This is a genomic window from Bittarella massiliensis (ex Durand et al. 2017), from assembly GCF_001486165.1.
Taxonomy (GTDB): domain Bacteria; phylum Bacillota; class Clostridia; order Oscillospirales; family Ruminococcaceae; genus Bittarella; species Bittarella massiliensis.
The window spans coordinates 618115-642341 of record NZ_LN908975.1; the positions used below are offsets into that span (position 1 = coordinate 618115).

The 24227-nt window shown below is 63.2% G+C and carries 19 protein-coding genes and 1 other annotated feature; of the genes, 11 read left to right on the plus strand and 8 right to left on the minus strand.

Going from position 1 to position 24227, the window contains the following annotated elements; genetic code table 11:
* The 3 genes from cas8c to BN3266_RS03270 all read right to left on the minus strand — a co-directional run bounded on the left by cas8c (nt 1) and on the right by BN3266_RS03270 (nt 4915).
* A complete protein-coding gene (gene cas8c, locus BN3266_RS03260) occupies nt 1-1812 on the minus strand; it encodes a type I-C CRISPR-associated protein Cas8c/Csd1 (RefSeq protein ID WP_059003726.1) in 1812 nt (603 codons plus the stop codon).
* Nucleotides 1809-2468, minus strand: coding sequence for a type I-C CRISPR-associated protein Cas5c (gene cas5c, locus BN3266_RS03265; RefSeq protein WP_059003728.1), 660 nt, complete (start codon nt 2466-2468; stop codon nt 1809-1811). Before cas5c ends, cas8c begins: the two co-directional genes overlap by 4 nt.
* Nucleotides 2469-2761: 293 nt before the next feature.
* Entirely contained in the window at nt 2762-4915 is a 2154-nt protein-coding gene (locus tag BN3266_RS03270) for a CRISPR-associated helicase/endonuclease Cas3 (protein WP_059003731.1), read from the minus strand.
* Nucleotides 4916-5117: 202 nt separating this feature from the next.
* Between BN3266_RS03270 and BN3266_RS03275 the strand changes: the two genes are divergently transcribed.
* Nucleotides 5118-5546 (plus strand): putative ABC transporter permease, encoded by a 429-nt coding sequence (locus BN3266_RS03275; RefSeq protein WP_059003733.1) that lies wholly within the window; start codon nt 5118-5120, stop codon nt 5544-5546.
* Between the two features lie 61 nt (nt 5547-5607).
* Here BN3266_RS03275 and BN3266_RS03280 read toward each other — a convergent pair whose 3' ends face one another.
* The gene (locus BN3266_RS03280) at nt 5608-6147 is read right to left on the minus strand and encodes a hypothetical protein (RefSeq protein WP_154668957.1); all 540 of its coding nucleotides are present in this window, start codon (nt 6145-6147) and stop codon (nt 5608-5610) included.
* A gap of 246 nt (nt 6148-6393) precedes the next feature.
* On the opposite strand from BN3266_RS03280, the gene BN3266_RS03285 reads away from it, so the two are divergent.
* From BN3266_RS03285 to BN3266_RS03295, 3 genes are all read left to right on the plus strand, one after another.
* A complete protein-coding gene (locus BN3266_RS03285) occupies nt 6394-7023 on the plus strand; it encodes a hypothetical protein (RefSeq protein ID WP_021659793.1) in 630 nt (209 codons plus the stop codon).
* Between the two features lie 405 nt (nt 7024-7428).
* The gene (gene zupT / locus BN3266_RS03290) at nt 7429-8211 is read left to right on the plus strand and encodes a zinc transporter ZupT (protein WP_059003737.1); all 783 of its coding nucleotides are present in this window, start codon (nt 7429-7431) and stop codon (nt 8209-8211) included.
* Nucleotides 8212-8288: 77 nt separating this feature from the next.
* A complete protein-coding gene (locus tag BN3266_RS03295; protein WP_154668958.1) occupies nt 8289-9434 on the plus strand; it encodes a C45 family autoproteolytic acyltransferase/hydrolase in 1146 nt (381 codons plus the stop codon).
* Between the two features lie 55 nt (nt 9435-9489).
* Here BN3266_RS03295 and BN3266_RS03300 read toward each other — a convergent pair whose 3' ends face one another.
* The 4 genes from BN3266_RS03300 to BN3266_RS03315 form a co-directional block, all read right to left on the minus strand.
* The gene (locus BN3266_RS03300) at nt 9490-11259 is read right to left on the minus strand and encodes a Na/Pi cotransporter family protein (RefSeq protein WP_059003858.1); all 1770 of its coding nucleotides are present in this window, start codon (nt 11257-11259) and stop codon (nt 9490-9492) included.
* Between the two features lie 342 nt (nt 11260-11601).
* Nucleotides 11602-12471 (minus strand): delta-lactam-biosynthetic de-N-acetylase, encoded by an 870-nt coding sequence (locus tag BN3266_RS03305; protein WP_059003741.1) that lies wholly within the window; start codon nt 12469-12471, stop codon nt 11602-11604.
* Nucleotides 12472-14123: 1652 nt separating this feature from the next.
* Entirely contained in the window at nt 14124-15512 is a 1389-nt protein-coding gene (locus BN3266_RS03310; RefSeq protein ID WP_059003743.1) for a Sapep family Mn(2+)-dependent dipeptidase, read from the minus strand.
* A gap of 194 nt (nt 15513-15706) precedes the next feature.
* A complete protein-coding gene (locus tag BN3266_RS03315) occupies nt 15707-15946 on the minus strand; it encodes an SH3 domain-containing protein (RefSeq protein ID WP_021659802.1) in 240 nt (79 codons plus the stop codon).
* A gap of 403 nt (nt 15947-16349) precedes the next feature.
* Here BN3266_RS03315 and BN3266_RS03320 point away from each other — a divergent pair, with 403 nt between their 5' ends.
* The 7 genes from BN3266_RS03320 (at nt 16350) to BN3266_RS03350 (ending at nt 24225) form a co-directional block, all read left to right on the plus strand.
* A complete protein-coding gene (locus tag BN3266_RS03320) occupies nt 16350-16724 on the plus strand; it encodes a Fur family transcriptional regulator (RefSeq protein WP_059003746.1) in 375 nt (124 codons plus the stop codon).
* Nucleotides 16725-16766: 42 nt separating this feature from the next.
* Nucleotides 16767-17300 (plus strand): rubrerythrin, encoded by a 534-nt coding sequence (gene rbr / locus BN3266_RS03325; RefSeq protein WP_021659805.1) that lies wholly within the window; start codon nt 16767-16769, stop codon nt 17298-17300.
* Between the two features lie 140 nt (nt 17301-17440).
* Nucleotides 17441-18241: a ZIP family metal transporter gene (locus BN3266_RS03330; RefSeq protein WP_059003748.1), complete on the plus strand. Its 801-nt coding sequence runs from the start codon at nt 17441-17443 to the stop codon at nt 18239-18241.
* 124 nt (nt 18242-18365) lie between these two features.
* The gene (locus BN3266_RS03335; protein ID WP_059003750.1) at nt 18366-18983 is read left to right on the plus strand and encodes a VanZ family protein; all 618 of its coding nucleotides are present in this window, start codon (nt 18366-18368) and stop codon (nt 18981-18983) included.
* A 130-nt stretch (nt 18984-19113) separates the two neighbouring features.
* Nucleotides 19114-19875 carry a GntR family transcriptional regulator gene (locus tag BN3266_RS03340; protein WP_021659809.1) on the plus strand — a complete coding sequence of 254 codons (762 nt, stop codon included), beginning with the start codon at nt 19114-19116 and terminating at the stop codon, nt 19873-19875.
* 75 nt (nt 19876-19950) lie between these two features.
* Nucleotides 19951-20207, plus strand: a binding site (T-box leader).
* Between the two features lie 102 nt (nt 20208-20309).
* On the plus strand, nt 20310-21722 hold the full coding sequence (locus BN3266_RS03345) for an alpha-isopropylmalate synthase regulatory domain-containing protein (protein WP_059003752.1): 1413 nt from the start codon (nt 20310-20312) through the stop codon (nt 21720-21722).
* A gap of 1 nt (nt 21723) precedes the next feature.
* Nucleotides 21724-24225 (plus strand): AMP-binding protein, encoded by a 2502-nt coding sequence (locus tag BN3266_RS03350; protein ID WP_059003754.1) that lies wholly within the window; start codon nt 21724-21726, stop codon nt 24223-24225.
* Nucleotides 24226-24227: the final 2 nt, after the last annotated feature.

Sequence of the window (24227 nt, forward strand, 5' to 3'; positions counted from 1 at the left end):
CTAATCCTCCCTGCCGTCATCGGTGTTTTTGTCGGCCGAATTGGCCTTTCCATAGCGCGCCTTGACCTGGTGGTAGTAGCCCAAAATAAAGAGACCCTGTTCTTCTAGGGTGAGGTGTTTGGGGTAGGGGCGGTTGTCCACCTCCAACTTGTCGAGTAGGTCGCCAATCTGCTGGTCGGAGTAGTAGCCATATCTCGCCTTGGAGATGTGGTGCTGCGCCAGCATCAACAGGGTGGGGAAGACTGCCGCCGGGGTGGTGCAGGCAGAGGTGAAGTAGCGGTCTTTGATGGTGGTGTTGATGCCGGGATTGGCGTCCAGCTGCGCCTTTTCCAGTACGGCGAAGAGCCGACCGAGCACATACGCCTGCCCACCGGGCTCCTTCCCGCTGTATTCTTTGTTCAGAGACATGGTCAATACCTCCCGATAGAGAGCCCCCTGCGGCTTTCGCAGCAGGCAGGCCTTGATGATAGCGGCGCGGCCGCGGGTGATTTTGTGGGTCCTGCGCTCGGTGTTGTCCTGTTCAGCGCGGACCCGCAGCAGAACGGACTCGTAAAGGGCCTCAGGATAGGGTCCCCCCATGAGGATGGCGCGGAGGGTCGCCGCCGCCATTGAAGAGGAGGGAGCTTTGTCGCGGGCATTCGGGTTGACCGTTTCCCGCAGGAGCCAGTAGAGAGTCAGGTACTCCCGCTCGTAAGGGGCGCGTTCGATGGCCAGATCGCGGTAGTGGCGGTGGATGTTTTTCACCATCGTCCCAAAATCGCTTTGGAGGAAAAAGCGCACCGAGAGCCGCGCCGCGTTCGGTGCCAAACCCAGAACATAAAAGGGGGTGGAGAGGGAGAGGTCCCTAGCGACAGGGTCGCCTCTTTCTACATGGGCGAAGAGCTCTGCCAACAGGTGATCGGGGTCCTCCTCACCTTCGATGTTGCCCATCATCGTGTTGAACAGATCGACAAACTGCGGGTTGGGGTCTGCCGCCCAGTAGACCACGGTGGTATCGCCGACCTGGCAGTGGTGATGCCAGTCGGAGAGCAGCCAGTTGAGGGCGGTCCCATAGGCGAAGGCGGCGTATTCACTCACCGGGGCGTTGAGCCCCTGCCCACCGGATCGCCCGTAGGACTCATAGGCCGGGGCGTTGAAGGACACCAGCGAGGCGCCGACCGACTGCGCTCCCCGTACCCCCTTGATTTTGGGGTGGAGAACGGCGACAGGCGCTTCTTGTCCGGTGACCAGACACTGCATCTGGGGCGACTCGCTGTGTGATGCCCGCCACTGTTCCCACTGCGCTTTGACGGCGGGGTCCTCCTGCACAAAGCGGCCGCCAAAGGTGAAGACGAGGCTTCCTCCGCCGGTCAGCTCGTCCAGGTATTCTGCCAGAACGGGGTGCCCTTTGGCAAGCGCTGGGTCCCAGCGGGTGAAGAACTGATACACCGCTTTTCCAGCAGGGGAAGAGGTCCCCTCCAGCACAGAGCGGTGGAGGTCTCGGGCTGCGGCGAAGCAGGCTGCTGTGCGCGCGGGCTTTCCTTTTTTGTCCAGGCCCAACAGATAGCCGGAGTTATCGCAGAGAAAATATGGGTGGATGTTTACGGCGCGGGTGTCTTGCTCCGGCACCACCAGCACCTGGGGGGCCTCCACCTCTTTCTTGCCCCGCTGCTGCTTGACGCGCAGGGAGAGCACACCGAGGAGCTCCCCCTCTGGCGAGAGTTCCAGAGCATAGGACACCTTGGCGGGACTGTACCCCGGTGGGGGAACGGTGCCGTCCTTGTCCTTTTGGCGCAGGATTTCGTAGTATTCCACCAGAGATTGAAGGATCATCCCCGCACACCCCCCGTCAGGTCCAAGACCCCATTTTTGAGCACCGCGTGGAAAAACAGGGGGCGTATGTCAGTGGGTTTTGTGTAGTCCAAATCCCAGAGCATGTACCCCAAGTCCTCCTCGCTGTCCGGGTAGGCGGTGACCACCGTCTCCCCCTCAAAAAGGGAGATCCGCGCAGGAAATTCCCGACAGCCGAGATAGGGCTGTTGAAAGCACTGCCCCTTTTGCAGCCGGCGCATGGCGATGGCGTAGTGCTTGTCCGGGTTGTCCCGTTCGCCGGCGCGGTCGGTCATCTCGAAGTGGGCCTCGATGACATACCGCACGTCCCGCAACACCTGGGAGGCGCGCTGCTGAATATTGGCCGATGCGTCGATGTAGAGGGGGATGCGGGCTCCTCTCATGGCGGAGCGGGCGGTGCTGGAGAGGGCGACGGCGGATACTTCGTTGCGGCGGATATTGGTAAAGCGGATGGGGTTACAGACGTAGATTCTGTCGATGACCCACTGGATCGCTGGTTTCCAATAAATGGATTCCAGTAAACCTCGGGCCGCCGAGGGGGTGATCATCTCATAGGAAGTGCGCTCTGCCTTGAGTTCGGGCCTGGTGAATAGAGCCAGGTCACCAGAAACCTCCACCATGATACCGTAAGTACCCATGTAATTCACTCCTTTCTTTTTATTTTTTCAGTTTTTAGTAATTACCAAAAACTTAATGGAGAAAAACCTCTATTACCAAAATATGCTTATTTTATTATATTGTCAAGGGCTAAATGGAAAATAATAATTTTGCGCCCAGGTGGACAGTCAAATAAAAGTGCCCTATAATAAATGTGTTATATATGCAGTTGCATGTATATGGATTGAAATAGTTTATAGTGTATTACGTAGGTACTTAGGTGGAGGTCCTGTAAGGAGATGTGGCAGTTTACGGCTGTTGCATCTCTTTTCCTTTATGCAAATAACGCATCCCCCGTTTCTACATTGGCGGTGAGGCCCATCTCTTCTGAATAGCAATCCAGATCGTGTAGCAGGTAGAGACCGTCTGCTAACAGTTCCAATTTGCCGCTGTCCCAGAGGGCGCGAAATTGATTTTGGTAGACGTTGACGCTGTAAAGGCCGGCCTTGCGCAATCGCTCCCGGCTAAAAAAGCCGAGTTGCAGGTCTTCGGCGAGTTGGGCGGCTTCCTCTTCCAAGGGGATAAGGATGGTTTGGGTGGGGCTTTCAATAAGGTGAAACTCCGCTGCGACCTGGGCGAAGGGGAAGAGGAGGTTCCGAGCGCCCCGCTCAAAAGAGGGGAGGATCCCTTTGCGGTCGAGCATCGGCCGCTGCAGGTAGAAGAGCTGGGAGAAGTAGTCGTGAATTGCCTGGGGCGAAGCTAGGTCCTCCTGTCGCGCCGCCACCAGGCGGGCGACCTCCAGTGGGGTGCGAAGGGCGGCGGGGAGGTGTTTCCGATACCGCTCCTCTGGGACAAACAGTTTGACCAGACTCTCTTCGAGGGGGCGCTTGCCCTCCCGATTGCAGCGTCCCGCCGCCTGAATATCTGAATCCAGTCCGGCCTCAGAGCGGTAGACGAGGGGAAAGTCCACATCCACCCCCGCCTCGATGAGGGAGGTGGAGACCACCCGGCAGGGAAGCCCTTCTTTTAGCCGTTTGCGGACGGCCTTTAAAATTCGCTTGCGGTGGTTGGGATAGAGGAGAGTGGAGAGGTGAAAACGACCCTCTGGGGGGAGGAGTTGATAGAGGTTTTGCGCCTGTGCGCGGGAGTTGACAATGCAGAGGACTTGCGGCGCCTCGGCCAGCTCTGCCGCCAGCTGCGCGTCGGTCCTCTCGCCGACGGAGAGCAACTGGGTCCGGCGGAAAAATCGGTAGAGCGCGTCGGTGTTTTGGCAGATTTCCCGGGGGCGGCAGGAGTCGGGGAAAAAGGGGTCCAACGCGGGCTGGGTCGCCGTGCAGAGAACGGCGGTACAGCCGCAGTTGACGCACAGTTCTGTGATGGCGCCAACACAGGGCAGCAGGTAGTCGCGGGGCAACATCTGCGCCTCGTCGAAGATGACGACGCTCCGGGCGATGTTGTGCAGTTTTCTGCACCGGGATGAGCGGTTGGAAAAGAGGGACTCGAAAAACTGCACGTTGGTGGTGACGACTACAGGGGCGTCCCAGTTTTCGGAGGCCAGTTCCGCAGGAGTCACCTCGTCCTCCTCCCGCTGGCGAAAACAGACATTGGAGTGGTGCTCCAACACGTTTTCATCCCCCAAAATATCCCGAAAGACCTGAGCGGTCTGCTCGATGATGCTGGTGTATGGGATGACGTAGATGATCCTCTGCAACCCGTGTTGGATGGCGTGTTTGAGGGCAAATGCCAGGGAGGAGAGGGTCTTCCCACCCCCGGTGGGAACGGTGAGGGAGAAGAGGCCCGGCGCTTCTTCCGCAGCCCTCTGGCAGTCATCCAAGATGTCGCATCGCTTTTGATTGAGGGGGGTCTTGGGCGGGTAAAATGTCTGCAGGTGCTGTGAGAGTTTTTGCCAGAGATCGGGCAGCGGCTCCCCCATCCCCCGCTGCGGCGGCTGGTCGGCCATAAAGGCCTCGGTGTCCAAAAAATCGGCATCCACCAGGCAGGAGTAGAGCATCCTGGTGAAAAAAGCCATGGTGAATCCGCCGTTGACAGGAGAAAGGGGAGGGGGATTTTTGGGCAGCACAGAGGGGATAGAGACCTCCTGTAAACCGCTTGCATAGTCGGGTACGACTTTTTTCAGCCGGCCCATCAAGGTGGGGGCGGCTGCAGTGTCCGAACTGCTTCCGCCATCGGGCAACCCGCTGTGATGTCCTGCAATGCAGTAGGCCATGAGCCGGGCGAGTCCATTTTTCATCACACCGCAGAGGGCCTGGGCGCCTGCGGTGGAGTGATCCACCCGGGGGCCGTTATCGAGGATGCGATGGCGAAACTCTTCCGAATATTTTCCCAAGTCGTGGAGCATTCCGCAACAGAAAGCGCATTCCCCTGCACTTAAGGGGGCGGCAAACCTTGCGGCGAGGCGGGCCACATTGTGCAGGTGTTCCGACACGGTCTGAAAGGTGGCCTCCCCCTTTTTGTGTGCTATATACATAAAAACAAATCAACTCCATAAAAAAATTAAAACAAAATGTGATTTGTCTCATTATAGCACTGTTTTTCATTTAGGAAGGCGAAAGATGTCGAATTTGAGAGAATTTTGCACTTTTTAGCCCCAACACTATCCAGCCATAATCCCCGCCCTTTCGCCAATACTAATCCCGTTGAAATTTGTGACAGACGGGAAGTGGTTTTGGGTGAAACGAGCGGGGGAATCGGCGGCGGTCTTCGCCATCGGCTGTGTGGGGTACGGCGCCATCGAGGTGCTCTGGCGGGGATATACCCACTGGACCATGGTGCTCACCGGGGGCACCTGTTTTTCCATCCTCTACGCCGTCAACGGCAGGCACCCTGCCATGCCCCTCTGGAAAAAGTGCCTGGTGGGGGATGCGGTCATCACCGGCATTGAATTTTGCGTGGGCTGTGTGGTCAACCGCTGGCTGCACTGGGGCGTCTGGGACTACTCCCAATTGGCGGGCAATCTCCTGGGGCAGATCTGCCCCCTCTACTCCTTTCTCTGGTACCTGCTCTCCGCCCCCATCGCCTGGCTGGCGGCAGGGCTGCGGCGCAAGATCAAGGGACAGCAGGACCTTTTGCAGCCGCTGCGACGGCTGCTCCACCCCTAGTAAACAAACAAAAACGAGCCCCTGCGCCATACTTGGCGCAGGGGCTCGTTTTGATTCGGTCTTAGAGGGCGTTTTTCAGCCCACAGCTGTAGATGGAGGCGACGTCCCCGGCGCACTGGCTCACGTCCACCCGGTAGCCCTCGCCCTCCTTGGTCAGCTTGAGGACGATTTTCCACTTGGTCTCCTTGCCGCCCTTTTCCAGCTGTTTGACGATGTTCTGGGCGATGTCGTCCTCGCTCAGATCGCCGCCTTCCAAGCTGGCGGCCAGCTGCTCTTCCGAGGCCTTCTGAAACTCCTCGGCCAGGTCGACAAAGGTGGCCCCCACGGTGACGGTATAGCCCGAAGCGTCGTCGCCGGTGGACTCCAAAATGTCGAACTTGGCCTCGGCCCGGCGCTTGGCCACCACGTCGGCGCAGTAGCTCAAGTCGATCTCCCCCTGGTCGTAGCCGTCGGCCGCGGCCATGGTCGCCGCGTCCCCCTTTGCCACCGCCTCCATATAGGCGATGGCCGCCTTGTCCTGGGGCGCCTTGGGTCCGCCGCAGCCCGCCAGCAGGCAGAGGCTCAGCAGCGCAGTGGCGCACAGGGCAAATCGCTTTTTCATCATTTGTGTCCCCTCCGTTTCCGCGGCGCGCCGGACGTTCTGCCGGGGGTCTGCGCCGCTGCCGCAAAAATCCGCGAAATGTAGCGAAATAACAGATATATCTTAACACGGGCGGCGCTTCATTGCAACAAAAGCCCCTTGTTTTATGGGGAAAGATGGATTATTATAGAGGTGGCGCACCGCCCGGCGCGCCGCATTACTGCAAAGCTACTGTAAATCGAGCTGTGCATTTTTGGAGGTACTCAAATGGCAGAATTCATGTCGTACGACCCCTGGAAGAACATCACCAGCAGAAACGGGATCCCCGGTGACGAACTGGTCTCCGCCCTGCAGAAGTCCATCCGCCGCGGCAAAGAGGAGATCGCTGTGGACGTGGCTTACGAGATGTACATCACCAGCGAGCAGTTCGAGGACAAGATGTGGCGCCGCCTGATGGCCATGGCCGTCGAGGACGTGGGCTTTGGCGACACCAACGCCCCGGTGGTGGTCTACACCCTCAACAAGATCCGGCAGGAGTTCCCCTACAACGACGGGGATCGCCCCCTCTTCTTCATGCACGCCATCCGCTTCCTCTGCTCCCGCAGCAAAGAGCGCTCCACCGACTGCCTGAAAAACATCACCATCAAAAAGTTTGACCGCGGCTACAAGCTCGAGATCCCCGACTACGCCTACGACATGCACACCGACAAGGGCCGCGCCATGGGCCGCGACATCATCCACTTCCTCGAGTCCTCCAGCAAGGTCGAGCCGGTGATGGAGGGGTATGACGACACCTACCGCCAGAGACTCATCAAAATGATCCACGAAGAGCTGGAGCAGGGCGACGACCTGCCCCACGACCCGGACGCCTTCGTGTACAGCGTCTGGCAGTTCTAGGCGCAGACCGACACAGCACAGACCGCTTTTTGGGGGGCCGCACCGCAGGGTGCGGTCCTTTTTTTGCGGCGTTCCCGCCCCGATGCTCGAGCTTCTGCCAGGGAGACAGCGTGCTTTTCTCACAGGATCTCTTGAAAGGGAAGGCGTTGCAGGCGCAGAAAACAGGCGTTGGAGTGGTGGACAGCGCGAAACGGGTTCCTGTGCTGCCGGTTTGCCGGTGGCGGTGGGGGCGGCGCACTCTCATCCCCTTTTTGGGGGGGATGGGTCTGTATACCGCCCGTTTAAGGCCGGTGCGGGCCCTCTGTTTCACCGGCGGTTTTGTTTTCCCCCATCCACCCCTCTTCCCGCATGGTCCCGGTGCGCGGCGCATATCCATATGTGGAAAAAGAGGGGAGGGGTTGCCCGGTGGACAGCGGCGTTTTGCAGGCCCTGGCCCTCTCCAGCGCGGCGGGTCTCTCCACCGCGCTGGGGGCGCTGGCGGTCTTTTTGGGCAGGCGGGGGAGCGACGCCCCCATGGCGGCGGCCCTGGGCTTTGCCGCCGGGGTGATGGCCGGCGTCAGCCTCTGGGACCTCTTTCCCGAAGCCATCTCCCTGTTGGCCGGGGCGCTGGGCCGCAGGCGGGGCTTCTGGCTCCTCTTCGCCGCCTTTTTGGCGGGCATCGCCCTCACCTTTGCCATTGACCGGCTGGTCCCCGACCGGCCGGTCACGGGGAAAGGAGCACCCGGCAGCGCCCCGGGGAAGAGGAGCCTCTTTCACCTGGGACTGGTCTCGATGCTGGCCATCTTGCTGCACAACCTCCCTGAGGGGATGGCCACCTTCATGGCCGGCTACCAGGACGCAGGGCTGGGTCTCTCGGTGGCCCTGGCCATCGCCCTGCACAACATCCCCGAAGGGGTCACGGTGGCGATGCCCATCTACCAGTCCACCGGCAGCCGCGCCCGCGCCTTTGGCTGCGCCCTTCTCTCCGGCCTCTCCGAACCGGTGGGGGCCCTTCTGGCCTGGCTGGTGCTGGGCCCCTTTCTCTCGCCGGCCCTGCTGGGGGCGGTCTTTTCCCTGGTCTGCGGGGTGATGCTCTTCATCGCCGTGGAGGAGCTGATCCCCGCCTCCTGGGGCTTTGGCCGCTACCGCCTCACCCTTCTTTCCATCGGGGCGGGGCTGGCAATCTCCTGGCTGGGCACCCGCCTCTAAATGGGGTGGCCCCGATCCCCCCTTGCCAAACATTTTTTATTCTGCTAAAGTGGAAAAAACGATTGGGGGAAATGCCGGTGAAGAGAAGCGTCTTGTTTGGCAGCCTTGTGGCCGAGGGGAGCCGCTACCAGGTGGGGCAGGCCTATGCCGCCCAGTTGCGGCAAAACCCCCTCCTGCGGCAAATCAACCTCCTGCCGGAGGGGGAGGAGGTCACCGGCCCCGCCCTGCGGGCGAAGATGCGGCTGCTGGAGGCGGCGATCCCCGGGCTGGGGGAGGAGATCGCCGGCACCAGCGAGGCCCTGGGTATCCGCCCCGGCCGGCTGGCCATCTTTTCCGATCGCTGCTGTCAGCCCGGCCGCTGCAGCCAGATCGCCGCCCTCCCCGCCATCACCGGGGACGGACACCTCTACCTGGCCCGCAGCTACGAGTACGGGTTTGCGGACGAGCTCTGCCTCTGCGTCACCCGGGCGGCGGGCAGTCCGGCCCAGGCGGGCTTCTCCCTCCTCCTCTTTGGGCGGATGGACGGGATGAACGACCGGGGGCTCTGCGTCACCATGTCCACCTGTTCCTTCCTGCAGCCGGCCGAGGGGGAGGGGCTCTGGTTCCCCGTGGTCCTGCGGGCCCTGTTGGAGCGCTGCGCCACGGTGGCCGAGGCCAGCGACCTGCTGGCCCAGCTCCCCCTGCGCACCAACGACGTCTTCTTGCTGGCCGACCGCAGCGGCCGCGCCCGGGTGGCGGAGATGGCCAGTGTCGGCGGCGCGCACCGCCTCTCCTTTCGCGACAGCGAGCGGTGGCTGGTGGCCACCAACCACTATCAAAATGAGGAGATGCGCCCCTTTGACAACCACCGGGGCCGACACTCGGTCCGGCGCTGGAAGATCGCCCGCCGCGCCCTGGAGGAGGGGGTGGGCCGGCTGGACGGGCCCGCCCTCAAGGCCCTGCTGGAGCGACCCATGCCCGACGGGGTCGCCTGCCCCTACTATCAAGACGGGCTGGGCACCCTTCGCTCCATGCTCTTCGACGTCACCGCCGGCCGCCTGGAGGTCTGCTTCGGCGCCCCCACCGGGGCGGGGTGGACCCCGGTCTCCCTGCAAGACACCTGCGAAAATCGGGTCTTTTCGGTGGAGGTGGAGAGCCGCGCTCCCCGGGACCCCGCCTCCTTCTGGACCTTTCTCCCCCCGGGGGACGAGGACGAGGGCGACGACTGGCAGAGCGCTTATTGAATCAAAAAAAGAGCCGTCCCGGCCGGGGCGGCTCTTTTTGTCGGTTCGCGTTCGGTCAGTGGACCGAGTACTTCTCGCTGTACTCCTGGTAGAGGCGGTTGTACTCCTCCTCCCGCCCGTCGTGCAGGGTCTGGCGGTACTGGTGGGCGTCGAAATCGCCCTTCTGTTCCCCCTCGTACCCCACCACATAGGCGGCGATGTTGGAGCAGTGGTCGGCGATCCGCTCCAGGTTGGTCAAGATCTCCAGGAAGATGACCCCCGCGTCGATGGAGCAGGTGCCCTGTTTCAGCCGCTCGATGTGCTGGGCCTTCAGCTCGTCTTTGATTTGGTCGATGGTCTCTTCCAGCGGCTCGATTTCCCGGGCGACCTCCACGTCCCGGTCCCGGAAGGCGGCGACCGCCTTGCCCAAGATCTCGCCGATGGCCTTGTCTAGGATGATCAGCTCCCTCTTGGCCATGTCCGAGAGGACGACCTTCTTGTCGGCGATCTCCCCGCCCCGCTCCAACACGTTGATGGCGTAGTCGCCGATGCGCTCGAACTCGGTCACCAGCCAGAACATCTCGGACACCTGGCGGCTCTCCTGGTCGCTCAAGGGCTGGTTGGTCAGCTTTAACAGGTAGCGGGAGAGGGTGACCTCCATCTTGTCGATGGCCGCCTCGTACTCGGCAATGCTGTCGGCGGTCTTCTGGTCGTAGCTGAACAGCTGTGAGACCATCTTCGAGCAGTTTTTCTGCCCGTATTCCCCCATCTTCAGTACCACGCTGCGGGCCTGCTCGATGGCCAGCCCCGGCGAGGCCAGCAGCCGCTCGTCCAGCAGCGGCACCTCGGGGGTGAGGTCCTCCTCTCCCTTCTTGGAGCGGATGGACATCTCAGCCAGCTTGCCCAGCCCCTTGTAAAAGGGGACCAGCAGCACGGTGGTGCAGATGTTGAAGATGGTGTGGAAGTTGGCGATGTCGGCCCGAGTGATGGCCTCGTTCCAGAAGCCAAAGCCCACCAGGTGTTGCACCGCATAGATGGCGGTGAGGAAGACCGCGGTGCCGATGACGTTGAAGTAGAGGTGGACCGCCGCCGCCCGCTTGGCGTTTTTGTTGGCGCCGATGGAGGCCAGGATGGCGGTGATGCAGGTGCCGATGTTCTGCCCCATGATGATGGGGATGGCGGTGGAGTAGCGGAGCTGCCCGGTGGAGGAGACGGCCTGCAAAATGCCCACCGAGGCCGAGGAGGACTGGATGACCGCCGTGAGGATGGTCCCCGCCAGCACCCCGAGGATGGGATTGGAGAGGGCGGTGAGGATGTCGGCGAACTGGGGCAGGTCCCGCAGGGGGGCCATGGAGCTTTCCATCGACTGCATCCCGATGAAGAGGATGCCGAAGCCCATCAGGATCTGGCCCAGATTTTTCTGCTTGTTGCCCTGCAAGAACATGAAGAGGACGATGCCGATGGCCGCCATCAGCGGCGCCAGGGCGGTGGGCTTGACCAGCTGCAGGAAGAAGTTGGAGGAGCTGATGTCCCCCAGGGCCAGGATCTGGGCGGTGATGGTGGTGCCGATGTTGGCCCCCATGATGATGCCGATGGCCCGGTCCAGCTTGAGGATGCCCGAGTTGACCAGCCCCACCACGATGACAGTGGTGGCCGAGGAGGACTGGATGACCGCCGTGATCAGCGCCCCCAGCAGCACGCTCTTGAAGATGTTGGAGGTCATCTTGGTGAGGATGATCTCCAGCTTGGAGCCGGCCAGCTTCTCCAGCCCCGACCCCATGATGTTCATTCCGTAGAGAAACATGGCCAGCCCGCCGGCCAGCGAGAGAAAGTTGAAGAAATTCATGTCGTTCCCCCAAAACACAAGAATTGGTCCGCCGCCTCGCTCCCCCTGCCCGTCCCTAAAAGGCGGGCGCCGCGGGAAAAGGCCGCTCGTTTTGTCGGCGCTTTTTGCCAGGGACAGTATAACAGTTCTTTATGGGCACTTTAATATTATTTTGCAAAGGCGATATTTTTCGATGTTTTGGCTAAAATACTCCGGAAAAAGTCCGGAATGGATCGCCCAAAGCGACAAGAAAATATCCAAAAAAAGGAATCTTGTCTTAAGAGGGAAGGGGGCGATTTACAGAGACTTTACAAAAAGGCAGGCGGCCGGTCGCCCCGGCCGCCTGCCAGTTGAAGGGCGGCGTCACATGGTCTGAAAGGTGTAGCCCTGGGAGAGGGCATAGTCGATGAAATCGCCGAGGATGGCGGTGTTGGTGCTGGAGACCGAGTGCAGCAGGAAGATGGCCCCGGGGTGGAGGTTCTTTTTCAGCTTCTCCAGGCTCTCGGCCTTGTCCGGCTGGGCCTCGGGCACCCAGTCCTTGTAGGCGTAGGACCAGAAGATCGACTTGTAGCCGTAGTCGCGCACCACGGCCAGCATCCGCTCGGAGTACTCGCCCATGGGGAAGCGAAAGACCTTCATGTCGTAGCCAAAGGTCTCCTTGACATACTGGTGCATGAAGTCGATGTCGGCGTTGGCCTCGCTCACCGAGAGGGTGGGGAAGGACTTGTGCTTTTGGGAGTGGTTGCCCAGGGTGTGCCCCTCGGCGACCATCCGCCGGCAGAGGTCGGGGGCCTCCTTGCAGTAGTCGTAGGTCAAAAAGAAGGTGGCGGGCACCTGCTTTTCTTTGAGGGTGTCGAGGATCTTGCCGGTGTAGCCGTTTTCGTACCCCTGGTCAAAGGTCAGGTAGATGACCTTGTCCTCCGGGCCGATGAAGGCGGCGTTGTACTCGTCCCCCAGCTTCTGCTGGGTCTCCACGGCGGCCACCGGGCGGTTTTTGTCGTCCATCTCCCGCCCCTGTCCCCAGCCGATCTTGTTGTTTTTCAGGCTGTCGTAGTCGGTCTTGGAGGCGGTGGTCCCGGCGTTGGCGGCAAAGGCGCTGCCGCGGGAGGTGTCGTCCCCGTCCTGGTTTTTGGTGATGGAGGAGGTGCTCCCGATCCCGCTGGTATCGTTGGTGCAGCCTGCCATCGAGAGACAGATGGCCAGGCAGAGAGCCAGTGCGGCGCATTTTTTCATACTCGTCTGTCCTTTCCGGGTGCGGCCCGCCAGCGGGCTGCATCGCTTGCAAAATAGGGTTGCGAAGATTAGTGTTGCGGCTTTTGCAGGGGATATGCGCCCCGGCGCGCCTGCGGGGGGAAGTGGCAGAATTGGCAGAAATTTGCCTTTCAAAGGGAATAAAATAGAAAACAAATTGTCGTTTTTAAGTCGAAAAATACGATTTGTATACAAAGAGGGCGGCCGAGACGGGGCAACAGCGGGGAAGGGAGGGGGCGTTCCCCCCCTTTTTATCCCGGCAGGGGCCGGAGAGCGTTTATTCCTTTTTCCCCTCCGCCCCCGTACCCTGTGGCCGACGTGCCGCCCCAGACTGTTTTTGCCGTGCCGTCATCATCGAGTGGCTATCGGCCATCCAGTCCTTTTCCTCTGCATCGGCGGTGGCCGGGTTGCCGCTCGGCATGCCTCTCGCTGTGGGGATGTGGGGCGGCCCTTCGCCCCTTTTCTCCCTGCGCAGACCGCCTCTCTTTCCCTTGCATCCATGGGGTGTGGGGGTACTGCCCGTCCCCTTTTCTCTGTACTGATAGGCGGAAGGGCCGACTTCCCCTCTTCTCCTCGCAGCGGTGGGACAGAGAGGCCACTCCGCCTCTCCTCGCGGCGGTGGAGCAGAGAGGCCGCTCCGCCTCTCCTCGCAGCAGCGGGACGGAGAGACCGTTCCGCCTCTCCTCGCGGCGGTGGAGCAGAGCGGCCGTTCCGCCTCTCCTCGCGGCGGTGGAGCAGAGCGGCCGTTCCGCCTCTCCTCGCAGCGGTGGGACAGAGAGACCGTTCCGCCTCTCCTCGCAGCGGTGGGACAGAGGGGCCGCTCCGCTTCTCCTCGCAGCGGTGGGGCAGAGAGGCCGCTCCGCCTCTCCTCGCGGCGGTGGGACAGAGGGGCCGCTCTGCCTCTCCTCGCGGCGGTGGAGCAAAGAGGCCGTTCTGCCTTTCCTCGCGGCAGCGGGATAGGATGCCCTCCCTCTTTTCCTATATCGATAGGACAGAGTTGTCCCCCCCTTTTTTCTCCCTTTATGGCGGTAAGGCAGGGGTGTGGTCCACCGCTTCTCCCCACATCAGAGGGCAGGGCTCTGCCCTTTTCCCCCGCGTGCAGAACAAGGATCTCACCCTCACTCCGCCACACCAGTAGGGCCGGGTCGCGCCCTGCCCACCCCCTCTCTGTGTGGGGGGACCGAGGCGGTTCCCAGCCCCCTTTCCCCTGCGGCGGTGGGGGCCGACCCCACCGATCGTGTGAAAAGGGAGGTGCCTTTACAGAGTGCTTCCGCAGAGAGGCGGCGTCCAAAGGCGGTTGGCCGGCAAAAGGAAGCGGTGGACGGCCAAGGCTGCCCCGCCCTTTCAAGGTCCCCTTTTCCCCCGCAGTCTTCAGGGAAGAGGAACCTGCTGCGGGAGGGGGCCGCCCCTGCCATCCTCCAGAGCTCCGGCGCGGCGGCCCTCTGCCCAAAGTCCCTTTCCAGCCCTCTGCAAGCGCCCAACGCGGGTCACCCACCGACTGCCTTTTTCCCGCCCTTTGCCCCCTCTATCCCGCAGCCCCCTTGCCCCCACATGGGCCCTGCCGGAAAAGAAAAAAGAGCCCCGGCCCCCACAGAGGGGGCGCGGAGCTCTTTTGAAACGGCTCGGTCGGCCTTTTAGAGAACGCTGTCCAGTTCCAACAGGGTCTCGATGTAGAGGCCCAGGGCCTTTTGCAGGGTGGCGATGGGCATCACCTCGTCGGGCTGGTGGGGGGCGCCGTACCCCTCGGGCAGGGAGGCGTCGTCCCCGACAAAGGAGGGGCCGTAGGTCAGCCCCAGGGGGAAATAGCGGGCGTAGGTGGCCCCGTAAACCACATAGGGCTCGCACTGCTCGCCGGTGACCCGGTCGTAGCAGTCGCAGAGGGTGCGCACTCCCGGGTGGTCGGGGTCGATGTAGTGGGGCGGGTCAAAGAGGGGGAGGAAGAGCTCCCCGCCGATGTCGTCGCAGCAGAGCTCGATGCCCGCCTTCAGCGCCTCGGCGTCGATGGCCATCGGCCAGCGGATGTTGAAGCCGATCAGGTAGCGCTCCTCCTTCTTGTTGAGGGTGCCGCAGATGCAGGTCAGCTTTTTGAAGACCTCCTCCTCGCAGGCGACGCCGAACCCCTCGCCGTAGATGGTGGAGGAGAGGTCCCAGCACAGTTCCAGCACCTCTCGCTCGTAGCCGTCCACCACGTCGTTGTCCAGCAGGTAGCGCACCGCCTTGGCGATGGCGTTGTCCCCCTTTTCGGGGGTGGAGGCGTGGGCCGAGCGGCCGAAGGCGTCGAGGATGGTCTGGCCGTTTTCCTCCCGCACCAACAGCTCGCCGTCGTCCACCGGGGGCAGCCCCGCCCGGTCGATGACCACGTGGGCCTTGTCGGGCACCACGTTGGAGGCGACCCCCGCCTCAAAGACGACGATGGGGCTGTTGTCGATGGGCCGGGAGATGATGTCCCCCTCGCACAGCCCCTTCTCGCCGATGCAGACCGGGAAGGTGCCGTCGGGCACCAGGGTCATTTTGGGGGCGGTGCGGTGTTTCAGGTAGTAGGGCATGTCGGTCATCCCCGTCTCCTCGTCGCAGCCGAGGATCAGATCCACCCGGTGTTTGAGGGCGAGGCCGCTCTCCTGCAAAAACTTCATGGCGTAGAGGGCCATGGCCGCTGCGCCCTTGTTGTCGTTGACCCCGCGGCCGTAGACCCGGCCGTCCTTTTCCACCATGTCAAAGGGGTCGTGGCTCCAGCCGGAGCCGGGGGGCACCACGTCCAGGTGACAGGCAATGCCGATGGACCCCGCGGCCGAGCTGCCGTAGCTGAGGACCCCGCAGTGGTAGTCCACATTGTCGGCGGAGAGGCCCAGCTCTTTCCCTCGGGCCAGCATATAGTCCAGGGCCTTGGCGCAGCCCTCCAGGTAGGGGTAGCGCCCGCTGGCGGGCACCACCGGCGCCATGGAGGGGATGGCCACCAGGCGGCGCAGGTCCTCCAGCATGGCGGGGGTGTTCTCCTCGATAAAGCGCTGAATTTGTTCCTTCATCTGCTCACCACTTTTCTGCGCCCAGGGCGCAATTTTTTTGCCGGCCGTTCGGGCCGGTCGCCAAAGGGGGCGGTACCTGCCGCCCGGAGGCGGCTGCCGCCGCTCCGGGGGCCGACCGCCCCCCTTGGGAGACCGGGTGGATGGAGCCGCCCGGTCAGGCTTGTATCTTCATTGATAACTTTGCCGGGCAGCGTCTACTCGGCTTTCAGGGTCACGTCCGATTTTACCTTTGCCAGGAAGTCCTCGTCCTCGCTGATGACCGTCATCGGCTCGGACATGTTGAAAGAGCAGAGACCGAAGAAGCCCAGGGGGGATACCACCGGCGATCTCCACTGGCCCTGTTCGACGGCAACCTCGTCTTTGGCGGCGGAAGCCAGCTCGTACAGACGGACCGCTTTTGCCAGGTCATCGATTTTTACACTCACTTTTGCCATAGGTTGATACCTCCATTTTTGCTCTGCTGCAGATTAGATGGGCCGCTCTGACCCTATCCTCACATATTATACCATATTGCCGCCCAGTTGCAACGGCCTGCACAAAAAAAGGCGAAGATGGCAGGGGATGTCCCTCTTTTTACCCATTTTCGGCGGCCAGATTCCAAAATATGCATCTGATTTTGGAAAAATATTTACAAATCACCTGTGTGTCCGCGGGGGATTTGTGATATACTGAAAGCGTAGCAGTGAGCCACGGCAAACCCGCCTTTTTTCTGCCGATGGGGCGGCGTGAATTAAATTGGATAATAATAGTTGACTTTCTTTTTCCCCTCTGGTATACTGGTGTCAGAAAATAGGAATGATTCCTGTTATCACTTGAAGGGAAAGAGAGGTGAGCTGCTTGAAGTACTCCAGACAGAGGGAGCTGGTGCTGGCAGAAGTCAAGTCCAGCCGGGAGCACCCCACGGCGGACATGGTCTACGCCGCCCTCAAGGCCGACAACCCCAGCCTCAGTCTGGGCACGGTCTACCGCAACCTGAACCTGCTGGCCCAGATGGGCCAGATCCACAAAATCGGCATGCCGGGGGGGAGCGACCGCTTTGACGGCCGCACCGACGAACACTATCACATGCTCTGCCAGAAGTGCGGCCGGGTATACGATGTGCAGCTGGACACCCTCTCCGAGTTGGACGGACAGATCCAGTCCCAAACAGGCTTTCTGGTGCACTCCCACGACCTGATCGTCAGGGGCGTCTGCCGGGCCTGTCAGCAATAAAAATCCCTGTGAGGGGAAATTTAAAAAGTGAGGTAATGAAACATGAACCTGAAGGGCACCAAGACCGAAGCCAACCTGCAAACCGCATTTGCCGGTGAGTCCCAGGCCAGAAACAAATACACCTACTACGCCTCCAAAGCCAAGAAAGAGGGATACGAGCAGATCGCCGCCCTCTTCCTGGAGACCGCCAACAACGAGAAAGAGCACGCCAAGATCTGGTTCAAGCTCCTCGACGGCATCGGCGACACCGCCGCCAACCTGGCCGACGCGGCCGCCGGCGAGAACTACGAGTGGACCGACATGTACGCCACCTTTGCCAAAGAGGCCAAGGAGGAGGGCTTTGACCACATCGCCTACCTGTTCGAGGCCGTGGGCGAGATCGAGAAGGAGCACGAGGCCCGCTACCGCAAGCTGCTGGCCAACGTGGAGGGCGGCGCCGTCTTCATCAAGGGCGAGAAGGTCATGTGGCAGTGCGCCAACTGCGGCCACATCGTCATCGGCGAGAAGGCCCCCGATGTCTGCCCGGTCTGCTCGCACCCCAAGGCCTACTTCCAGATCAAGGCCGAAAACTACTAAAAACGGCGAAACGGCCCCAAGTGGGCCGCGGGGCGGGTGCCGCACACCGGCGAGAGCGGGTGGGCAGCACCCGTTTTTTGCCCCATTTGGCCGGGCGGGACCCCCGCCCGGCCCGCCGAGGAGAGAGGAGGGGGCTTTTGATGTCCCATTTGGCAAGCGACCCGGTGGCCCTGGCGGCCCTGGGCACCGGCTTTACCTTTTTGTGCACCGCCCTGGGGGCGGCAGTGGTCTTTTTTGTCAGGCGGGAGCTGAGTCCCAAGTTGGGGCTGGGCTTTCTCGGCTTTGCCTCCGGGGTGATGATGGCGGCCTCGGTCTGGTCGCTGCTCATCCCCGCCATCGAGATGGCCGAGGAGCAGGGGAAGACCGGCTGGATCCCCGCCCTGGGCGGCTTTGTGCTGGGGGGCGCCTTCCTTTTTTTGCTCGACCGGCTTCTGCCCCACCTCCACCTGGGGGCGAGGGAGCCCGAGGGGCCCAAGAGCTCCTTCAAGCGCACCACCATGCTGGTCTTTGCCGTCACCCTCCACAACGTGCCCGAGGGGATGGCGGTGGGCCTGGCCTTTGCCCTGGCCGCCACCGGCGAGCCCGGGGCCCTGACGGCCGCCTTTGCCCTGGCCCTGGGGATGGGGCTGCAAAACTTCCCCGAGGGGGCCGCCATCTCCCTGCCGCTGCACCGGGAGGGGTTGGGCCGGGGGAAGGCCTTCTTCTACGGCGCGGCCAGCGGCTTTGTCGAGCCGGTGGCCGGGCTGATCGGGGTGCTGCTGGCCAGCACCGTCACGGGCATCATGCCCTGGATGCTGGCCTTTGCCGCCGGGGCCATGATCTACGTGGTGGTGGAGGAGCTCATCCCCCAGAGCCAGGAGGGGGAGCACGGCCACGCCGGCACCTTTGGCGCCATGGCCGGCTTTGCCCTGATGATGGTACTGGACGTGGCGCTGGGTTAGGAGTATAATACCCTTGCGCGGGGGCGGGGCGCTCGGTCGCCCCGCCCCCGCCCCTTTGCAGCAAAATGAACCGGGCCCGCCCTGGGCGCGCCCGCTCGACGATATTTGATAGAGGAACTTTGCCATGCCGGTGATCACGCCGCTGGGCAGCTACCTGCCCGGCTTTCTCTCCCTCACCCCGCTGGGGGGCGCCGCGCTGGGGGCGCTGGCCTTTCTCTTCTGCCGCCTCTTCACCCGCCGCGGGCGGGAGGTGGGCGGGGGCCGCCTCCTGCTGCTGGCCCTGCTCTTTCTCTGGGCGGGGGTGGTCTTCTCCCTCACCATCCCCATCGCCTTTCCCAGCCAGTGGCATCCGGGGGCCAATGTCCGGTACGTGCTGGCAAACATCCAGTACCGGCCGCTGGAATCCTCCCTCCTCATCTACAAAAACTGCGCCTCCATCCAAAACTACTGGCCCTTTCTGCGGCTGGTGGTGGGCAACTTTTTCCTCCTCGCCCCCTTTGGGGTGCTGCTGCCGGCCCTCTGGCCCCGTCGCTGGAAGCTGGGGCGGGTGGCGCTGCTGGCGGGGGGGATCTCCCTGGGCATCGAGGGCAGCCAGCTGCTGATCAACCTGCTCTGCGGCTCCCTGGTGCGCACCGTGGAGATCGACGATTTGATCCTCAACCTCTCGGGCTGCGTGGCCTGCTACCTGCTCTTTGCCCTCTGCCGCGCCCTCTGGCGCAGGTGCCGAAAAAAGGCCACCTGACGATCCCCTCTCCCGCCCCCTGGGGCGGGAGATTTGCTTTTTGGCGCGATTTGTGAGAAGATGGGAACAGAAAAAACGAGGGCCGCTCGCCCCTGAAAAGGGGTCCCGCCGCCCGCAGAGGAGGGAACATATGCCGTCTCAACCGCCCGTCGACAAGAGCGCCCCCATCCCCCTGTACTACCAGGTGGCCTGCGACCTGAAGAGCCGCATCCAGCAGGGGGAGTGGAAGCCCAACGAAAAGATCCCCTCGGAGCACCAGCTGACCGAGTACTACGGCGTCAGCCGCATCTCCCTGCGGCAGGCCCTGGCCGAACTGGAAAAGGACGGCATCCTCCTGAAAAAGCGGGGGAAGGGGACCTTCCTCACCGACCGGCCCACCCCCGACTTGCAGCCCATGAAGTACATGCTCACCTCCTCCCTGCGCTTTAAAAACCAGCGCGAGCGGATGGAGGTGGAGGTGCTCGACAGCGGCCTGCGGGACGCCGGTTCCTTCCCCAACCTGCCGCAGGAGTTCGGGCTGCAGGGCCGGGTGGTCTACTACAAGCGCCTCTTCTTCTCCGGCGGGGTGCCCCTGGCCCTGGCCCGCTCCTGGATCCCGGCCGCCCTCGTCCCGGGGATGGAGGAAAAGCCCCTCCCCCGGGGGCGGATCGTCCGGCTGCTGGAGGGGGAGTACGGCCTCTCCCCCTACCGGGTGGCCGACTCGCTGGAGATCATCCGCCCCACCCACACCGACGCCCAGGACCTGCAGATCACCCGCGACAGCCCCCTCATCTTTGTCAAGGGCGTCTCCTACCTGAAGGGGGAGACGCCGCTGGAGTACTCCTCCACCCTCTGGGTGGCCGACCGGGTCCGCTTTCAGATGGAGAACCGGGCGGAGTGGATGGAGGGCTGACGCCCCGGCCCGCAAAAATGGGTCTTGACAAATGGGCCTGGGGGGAGTATGTTGATAGCACATCCCCAAAAACAGTGAAATGCTTTGACGGAATTATGCCTGGACCAGAGTGCTCCAGAGAGCCGGCGGGTGGTGCGAGCCGGTGCCGAAGGTCCCTGTGCAGTCTGCCTCCCGAGCAGAGCTCCTGAACCCCATTGAGTAGGGAGCTCCGGTTTCCCCGTTACAGGATAGGGACTTGTTGGAGTCCCGAACAAGAGGGACTGCCCCCGCTGCGCGCCAGCGGCCGGGCGGTAACCAGGGTGGTACCGCGGAAGAGAGTTTTCGCCCCTGAAGCCAGTCGGCTTCAGGGGCTTTTTTGATTGCCTCCGCCCCCCATCGCCCCGCAGAGCAAAGTAGCAGAGAGAAGCGACAGACCAGAGAAGGAGAGAAAAGCGATGCGCAACTTGCAATTTGCCGACGTGACCCTGCGAATGACCGGAGCCCGGCCCGAGGGGGCCCCCAGCTTCAAAGAGAAGATCGAGATCGCCAAGCTGTTGGACCGGCTGGCGGTGCCGGTGATCGAGACCCCGCCCATCACCGACGCCCAGGTGGACGCCCTGGTGATCAAAACCATCGCCAATCTGGCCGAGACGGCGGCCGTCAGCGTGCCGGTGGGGCTCAGCGAAGAGGGGGTCGCCCGCGCCTGGGAGGCCGTCAAGGGGGCAAAGCACCCCCGGCTGCAGGTGATCGTCCCCACCAGCCCGGTGCAGATGGAGTACGGCTGCCACAAAAAGCCCCCCATGGTGTTGGAGATGATCGCCGCCCTGGTGACGGCCTGCCGGGCCCGCTGTGCCGAGGTGGAGTTTGTGGCCGACGACGCCACCCGGGCCGAGCCCGCCTTCCTGCGCCAGGCGATCGCCGCGGCCGCGGCCGCCGGGGCCTCGGTCATCACCCTCTGCGACGCCGCGGGGACCAGCCTGCCGGAGGAGTTTGCCGCCTTCTTCTCCGCTGTCCGGGCCGAGGTGCCCGAGGCCGCCGGCTGCGCCTGGGGGGTGCAGTGCAGCGACGGGCTGAAGATGGCCCTCGCCTGCGCGGTGGCCGCCATCCGCGCCGGGGCGGACGAGGTGAAGGTCACCGCGGACGGCGGCGACTGCCCGGCGCTGGACGCCCTGTCCCAGATCGTCCGCTCCCGGGGGGACGCCTGCGGGGTCTACTCCGACCTGCGGGTCACCGAACTGCAGCGGGCGGTCTCCCAGATCCGCTGGATGACCGAGCCCGGCCGCAGCGCCAGCTCCCCCTTTGACGGCAACCGGGCGGCTGCCGCCCCCGCGGGGGGCGAGCTGGGCGCCCACGACGACCGGGAGAGCGTCGGCCGCGCGGTGCGCCAGTTGGGCTACGATCTCTCCGAGGAGGACATGGCCAAGGTCTACGAGGCCTTTGTCAAGATCGCCGAGAAAAAGACCGTCAGCCCCAAGGAGCTGGACGTCATCGTCGCCAGCAACGCCCTGCAGGTGCCCCCCTCCTACCAATTGCAGAGCTACCTCATCAACTCGGGCAACGTCATCACCCCCATCGCCCACCTGAAGCTGGAGAGGGAGGGGGAGACCCTGCAGGGCATCTGCGCCGGGGACGGCCCCATCGACGCGGCCTTCCTGGCCATCGAGCAGGCCGTCGGCCACCACTACGAGCTGGACGACTACCAGATCCAGGCCGTGACCGAGGGGCGGGAGGCCATGGGCGCCGCCCTCATCCGGCTGCGCTCCGGCGGCAAGCTCTACTCCGGCCAGGGGATCTCCACCGACGTCATCGGCGCCAGCATCCAGGCCTACTTGAACGCCCTCAACAAGATCGTCTACGAGGAGATGTGAGATGAAACTGTCTTTTTCCATCAACGGCTGGGACGGATACAGCTGGGAGGACTTTGTCCAGACCGCCCTCGAGGTGGGGATGCAGGGCATCGAACTGCGGGGGGTCCACGGCACCCCCCTCGACGCCCGGGGCGGCCCCTTCCACCCCCACCAGACGGCGGCCACCGCCCGCAGCCTCTTTGAGAAAAACCTGCAGATCCCCTGTCTGGACGCGGTCTGCGATCTCTCCGACCGGGGCGCCTGCGGGGAAAACCGCCGCGAGATCGCCGCCTGTATGGAGATCGCCCGCAACCTCTCGGTCCCCTATGTGCGCATCCACGCCACCGGGGAGGGGGAGGGGGCGGCGGAGGCCGCCGCCGACTGCCTGGCCCCCCTGGTCCCCCTGGCCGAGGAGCGGGGGGTCACCCTGCTGTTGGAGACGGTGGGCGCCTTTTCGGACACCGCCCGGCTGCGGGACGTCCTCAACCGCTTTGCCTCCGACCGGCTGGCCGCCCTCTGGGACCTGCACCACCCCTACCGGGACCGGGGCGAGAGCCCCGAGACCACCATCCAGAACCTGGGTGCCTACGTCCGCCACGTCCACGTCAAGGACTCGGTGGTGGAGGAGGGGGGCCGGGTCCGCTACTGTCTCATCGGCGAGGGGACGCTGCCGGTGGAGGAGATGATGGGGGCCCTGGCCTCCATCAACTACGACGGCTACCTCTCCCTGGAGTGGGACCCCCGCTGGATGATGGAGCTCACCGAGATGGAGGTCATCTTCACCCACTTTGTCACCTATATGGAGCGCTTCGGCAGCCCCTCCCGGGCCCGCCGCCACCTCTACCAAAACGACGCCCACACCGGCCACTACGTCTGGAAGAAGGACAATCTGGTGGACCTGACCTTCTCCCAGGTGCTCGACCGGATGGTGGAGGAGTTCCCCGACCAGTACGCCTTTGTCTACACCACCCTCGACTACACCCGCACCTACGCCCAGTTCCGGGACGACGTGGACCGCTTCTGCCGCGCCCTCATCTCCCTGGGGGTGGGGCCGGGCAGCCACGTGGCCATCTGGGCCACCAACATCCCCCAGTGGTTCATCTCCTTCTGGGCGGTGACCAAGATCGGGGCGGTGCTGGTGTCGATGAACACCGCCTACAAGAGCCACGAGGCCGAGTACCTGCTGCGCCAGTCGGACACCCACACCCTCATCATGGTGGACGGGTACCGCGACTCCCACTACACCGAGATCGTCCAGCAGCTCTGCCCCGAGCTGGAAAAGACCCGCCCCGGCGAGCCCCTGCACGCCCAGCGCCTGCCCTTTTTGCGCAACGTCATCACCGTGGGCTGCAAGCTGCCCGGCTGTCTCACCTGGGAGGAGGCGCTGCAGCGGGCGAGCGCCGTCCCCCTGCAGGAGGTCTACCGCCTGGCCGCGCGGGTGGACACCGGCGATGTCTGCAACATGCAGTACACCTCCGGCACCACCGGCTTCCCCAAGGGGGTCATGCTCACCCACCACAACGTGGTCAACAACGGCAAGTACATCGGCGACCGGATGGACCTCTCCACCGCCGACCGGATGATGATCCAGGTGCCCATGTTCCACTGCTTTGGGATGGTGCTGTCCATGACCGCCTCCATGACCCACGGGGCCACCATGTACCCGCTGCCCTACTTCTCCCCCAAGCCGGCCCTCTCCTGTGTGAACGGGGAGAAGATCACCTGCTTCAACGGGGTGCCCACCATGTTCATCGCCATGATGCAGCACGAGGACTTTGAAAAGACCGACTTCTCCCACATCCGCACCGGCATCATGGCCGGCTCCAACTGCCCGGCAGACCTGATGAAGCAGGCCGCCGAGGTGATGAACATGCGCCAGATCGTCAGCGTCTACGGCCAGACCGAGGCCTCGCCCGGCTGCACCATGTCCAGCTACACCGACTCGCTGGAGGTGCGCACCGAGACGGTGGGCAGCGCCTTTGCCAACGTGGAGTGCCGCATCGTCGACCCCGAGACCGGGGAGGCGTGCCCCGACGGGGTCACCGGCGAGTTCGTGGCCCGGGGCTACAACATCATGAAGGGCTACTACAAGATGCCCGGCGCCACTGCCGCCGCCATCGACGGCGAGGGCTGGCTCCACACCGGCGACCTGGCCTGCCGGGACGGGAGCGGCAACTACCAGATCACCGGCCGCCTCAAGGACATGATCATCCGCGGGGGGGAGAACATCTACCCCCGGGAGATCGAGGAGTTCATCTTCACCCACCCCAAGGTGCAGGACGTACAGGTGATCGGGGTGCCCGACCCGCGCTACGGCGAGGAGATCATGGCCTGCATCGTCCTCAAGGAGGGGGAGCAGATGGGCGAGGAGGAGATGCGCGGCTTCATCGCCGCGCAGATGGCCCGCCACAAGGTCCCCCGCTACATCGACTTTGTGGACGGCTTCCCCATGAACGTGGCCGGCAAGATCCTCAAGTACAAGATGAGGGAGGACGCCATCAAAAAGCTGGGGCTGGAAGGGTAGTT

What these genes read in the sequence shown, in the direction of transcription:
- cas8c (WP_059003726.1), bottom strand. Translation starts at nt 1,812, where the DNA reads ATGATCCTTCAATCTCTGGTGGAATACTACGAAATCCTGCGCCAAAAG.
- cas5c (WP_059003728.1), bottom strand. Translation starts at nt 2,468, where the DNA reads ATGGGTACTTACGGTATCATGGTGGAGGTTTCTGGTGACCTGGCTCTA.
- BN3266_RS03270 (WP_059003731.1), bottom strand. Translation starts at nt 4,915, where the DNA reads ATGTATATAGCACACAAAAAGGGGGAGGCCACCTTTCAGACCGTGTCG.
- BN3266_RS03280 (WP_154668957.1), bottom strand. Translation starts at nt 6,147, where the DNA reads ATGAAAAAGCGATTTGCCCTGTGCGCCACTGCGCTGCTGAGCCTCTGC.
- BN3266_RS03285 (WP_021659793.1), top strand. Translation starts at nt 6,394, where the DNA reads ATGGCAGAATTCATGTCGTACGACCCCTGGAAGAACATCACCAGCAGA.
- BN3266_RS03300 (WP_059003858.1), bottom strand. Translation starts at nt 11,259, where the DNA reads ATGAATTTCTTCAACTTTCTCTCGCTGGCCGGCGGGCTGGCCATGTTT.
- BN3266_RS03305 (WP_059003741.1), bottom strand. Translation starts at nt 12,471, where the DNA reads ATGAAAAAATGCGCCGCACTGGCTCTCTGCCTGGCCATCTGTCTCTCG.
- BN3266_RS03310 (WP_059003743.1), bottom strand. Translation starts at nt 15,512, where the DNA reads ATGAAGGAACAAATTCAGCGCTTTATCGAGGAGAACACCCCCGCCATG.
- BN3266_RS03315 (WP_021659802.1), bottom strand. Translation starts at nt 15,946, where the DNA reads ATGGCAAAAGTGAGTGTAAAAATCGATGACCTGGCAAAAGCGGTCCGT.
- rbr (WP_021659805.1), top strand. Translation starts at nt 16,767, where the DNA reads ATGAACCTGAAGGGCACCAAGACCGAAGCCAACCTGCAAACCGCATTT.
- BN3266_RS03330 (WP_059003748.1), top strand. Translation starts at nt 17,441, where the DNA reads ATGTCCCATTTGGCAAGCGACCCGGTGGCCCTGGCGGCCCTGGGCACC.
- BN3266_RS03335 (WP_059003750.1), top strand. Translation starts at nt 18,366, where the DNA reads ATGCCGGTGATCACGCCGCTGGGCAGCTACCTGCCCGGCTTTCTCTCC.
- BN3266_RS03340 (WP_021659809.1), top strand. Translation starts at nt 19,114, where the DNA reads ATGCCGTCTCAACCGCCCGTCGACAAGAGCGCCCCCATCCCCCTGTAC.
- BN3266_RS03345 (WP_059003752.1), top strand. Translation starts at nt 20,310, where the DNA reads ATGCGCAACTTGCAATTTGCCGACGTGACCCTGCGAATGACCGGAGCC.
- BN3266_RS03350 (WP_059003754.1), top strand. Translation starts at nt 21,724, where the DNA reads ATGAAACTGTCTTTTTCCATCAACGGCTGGGACGGATACAGCTGGGAG.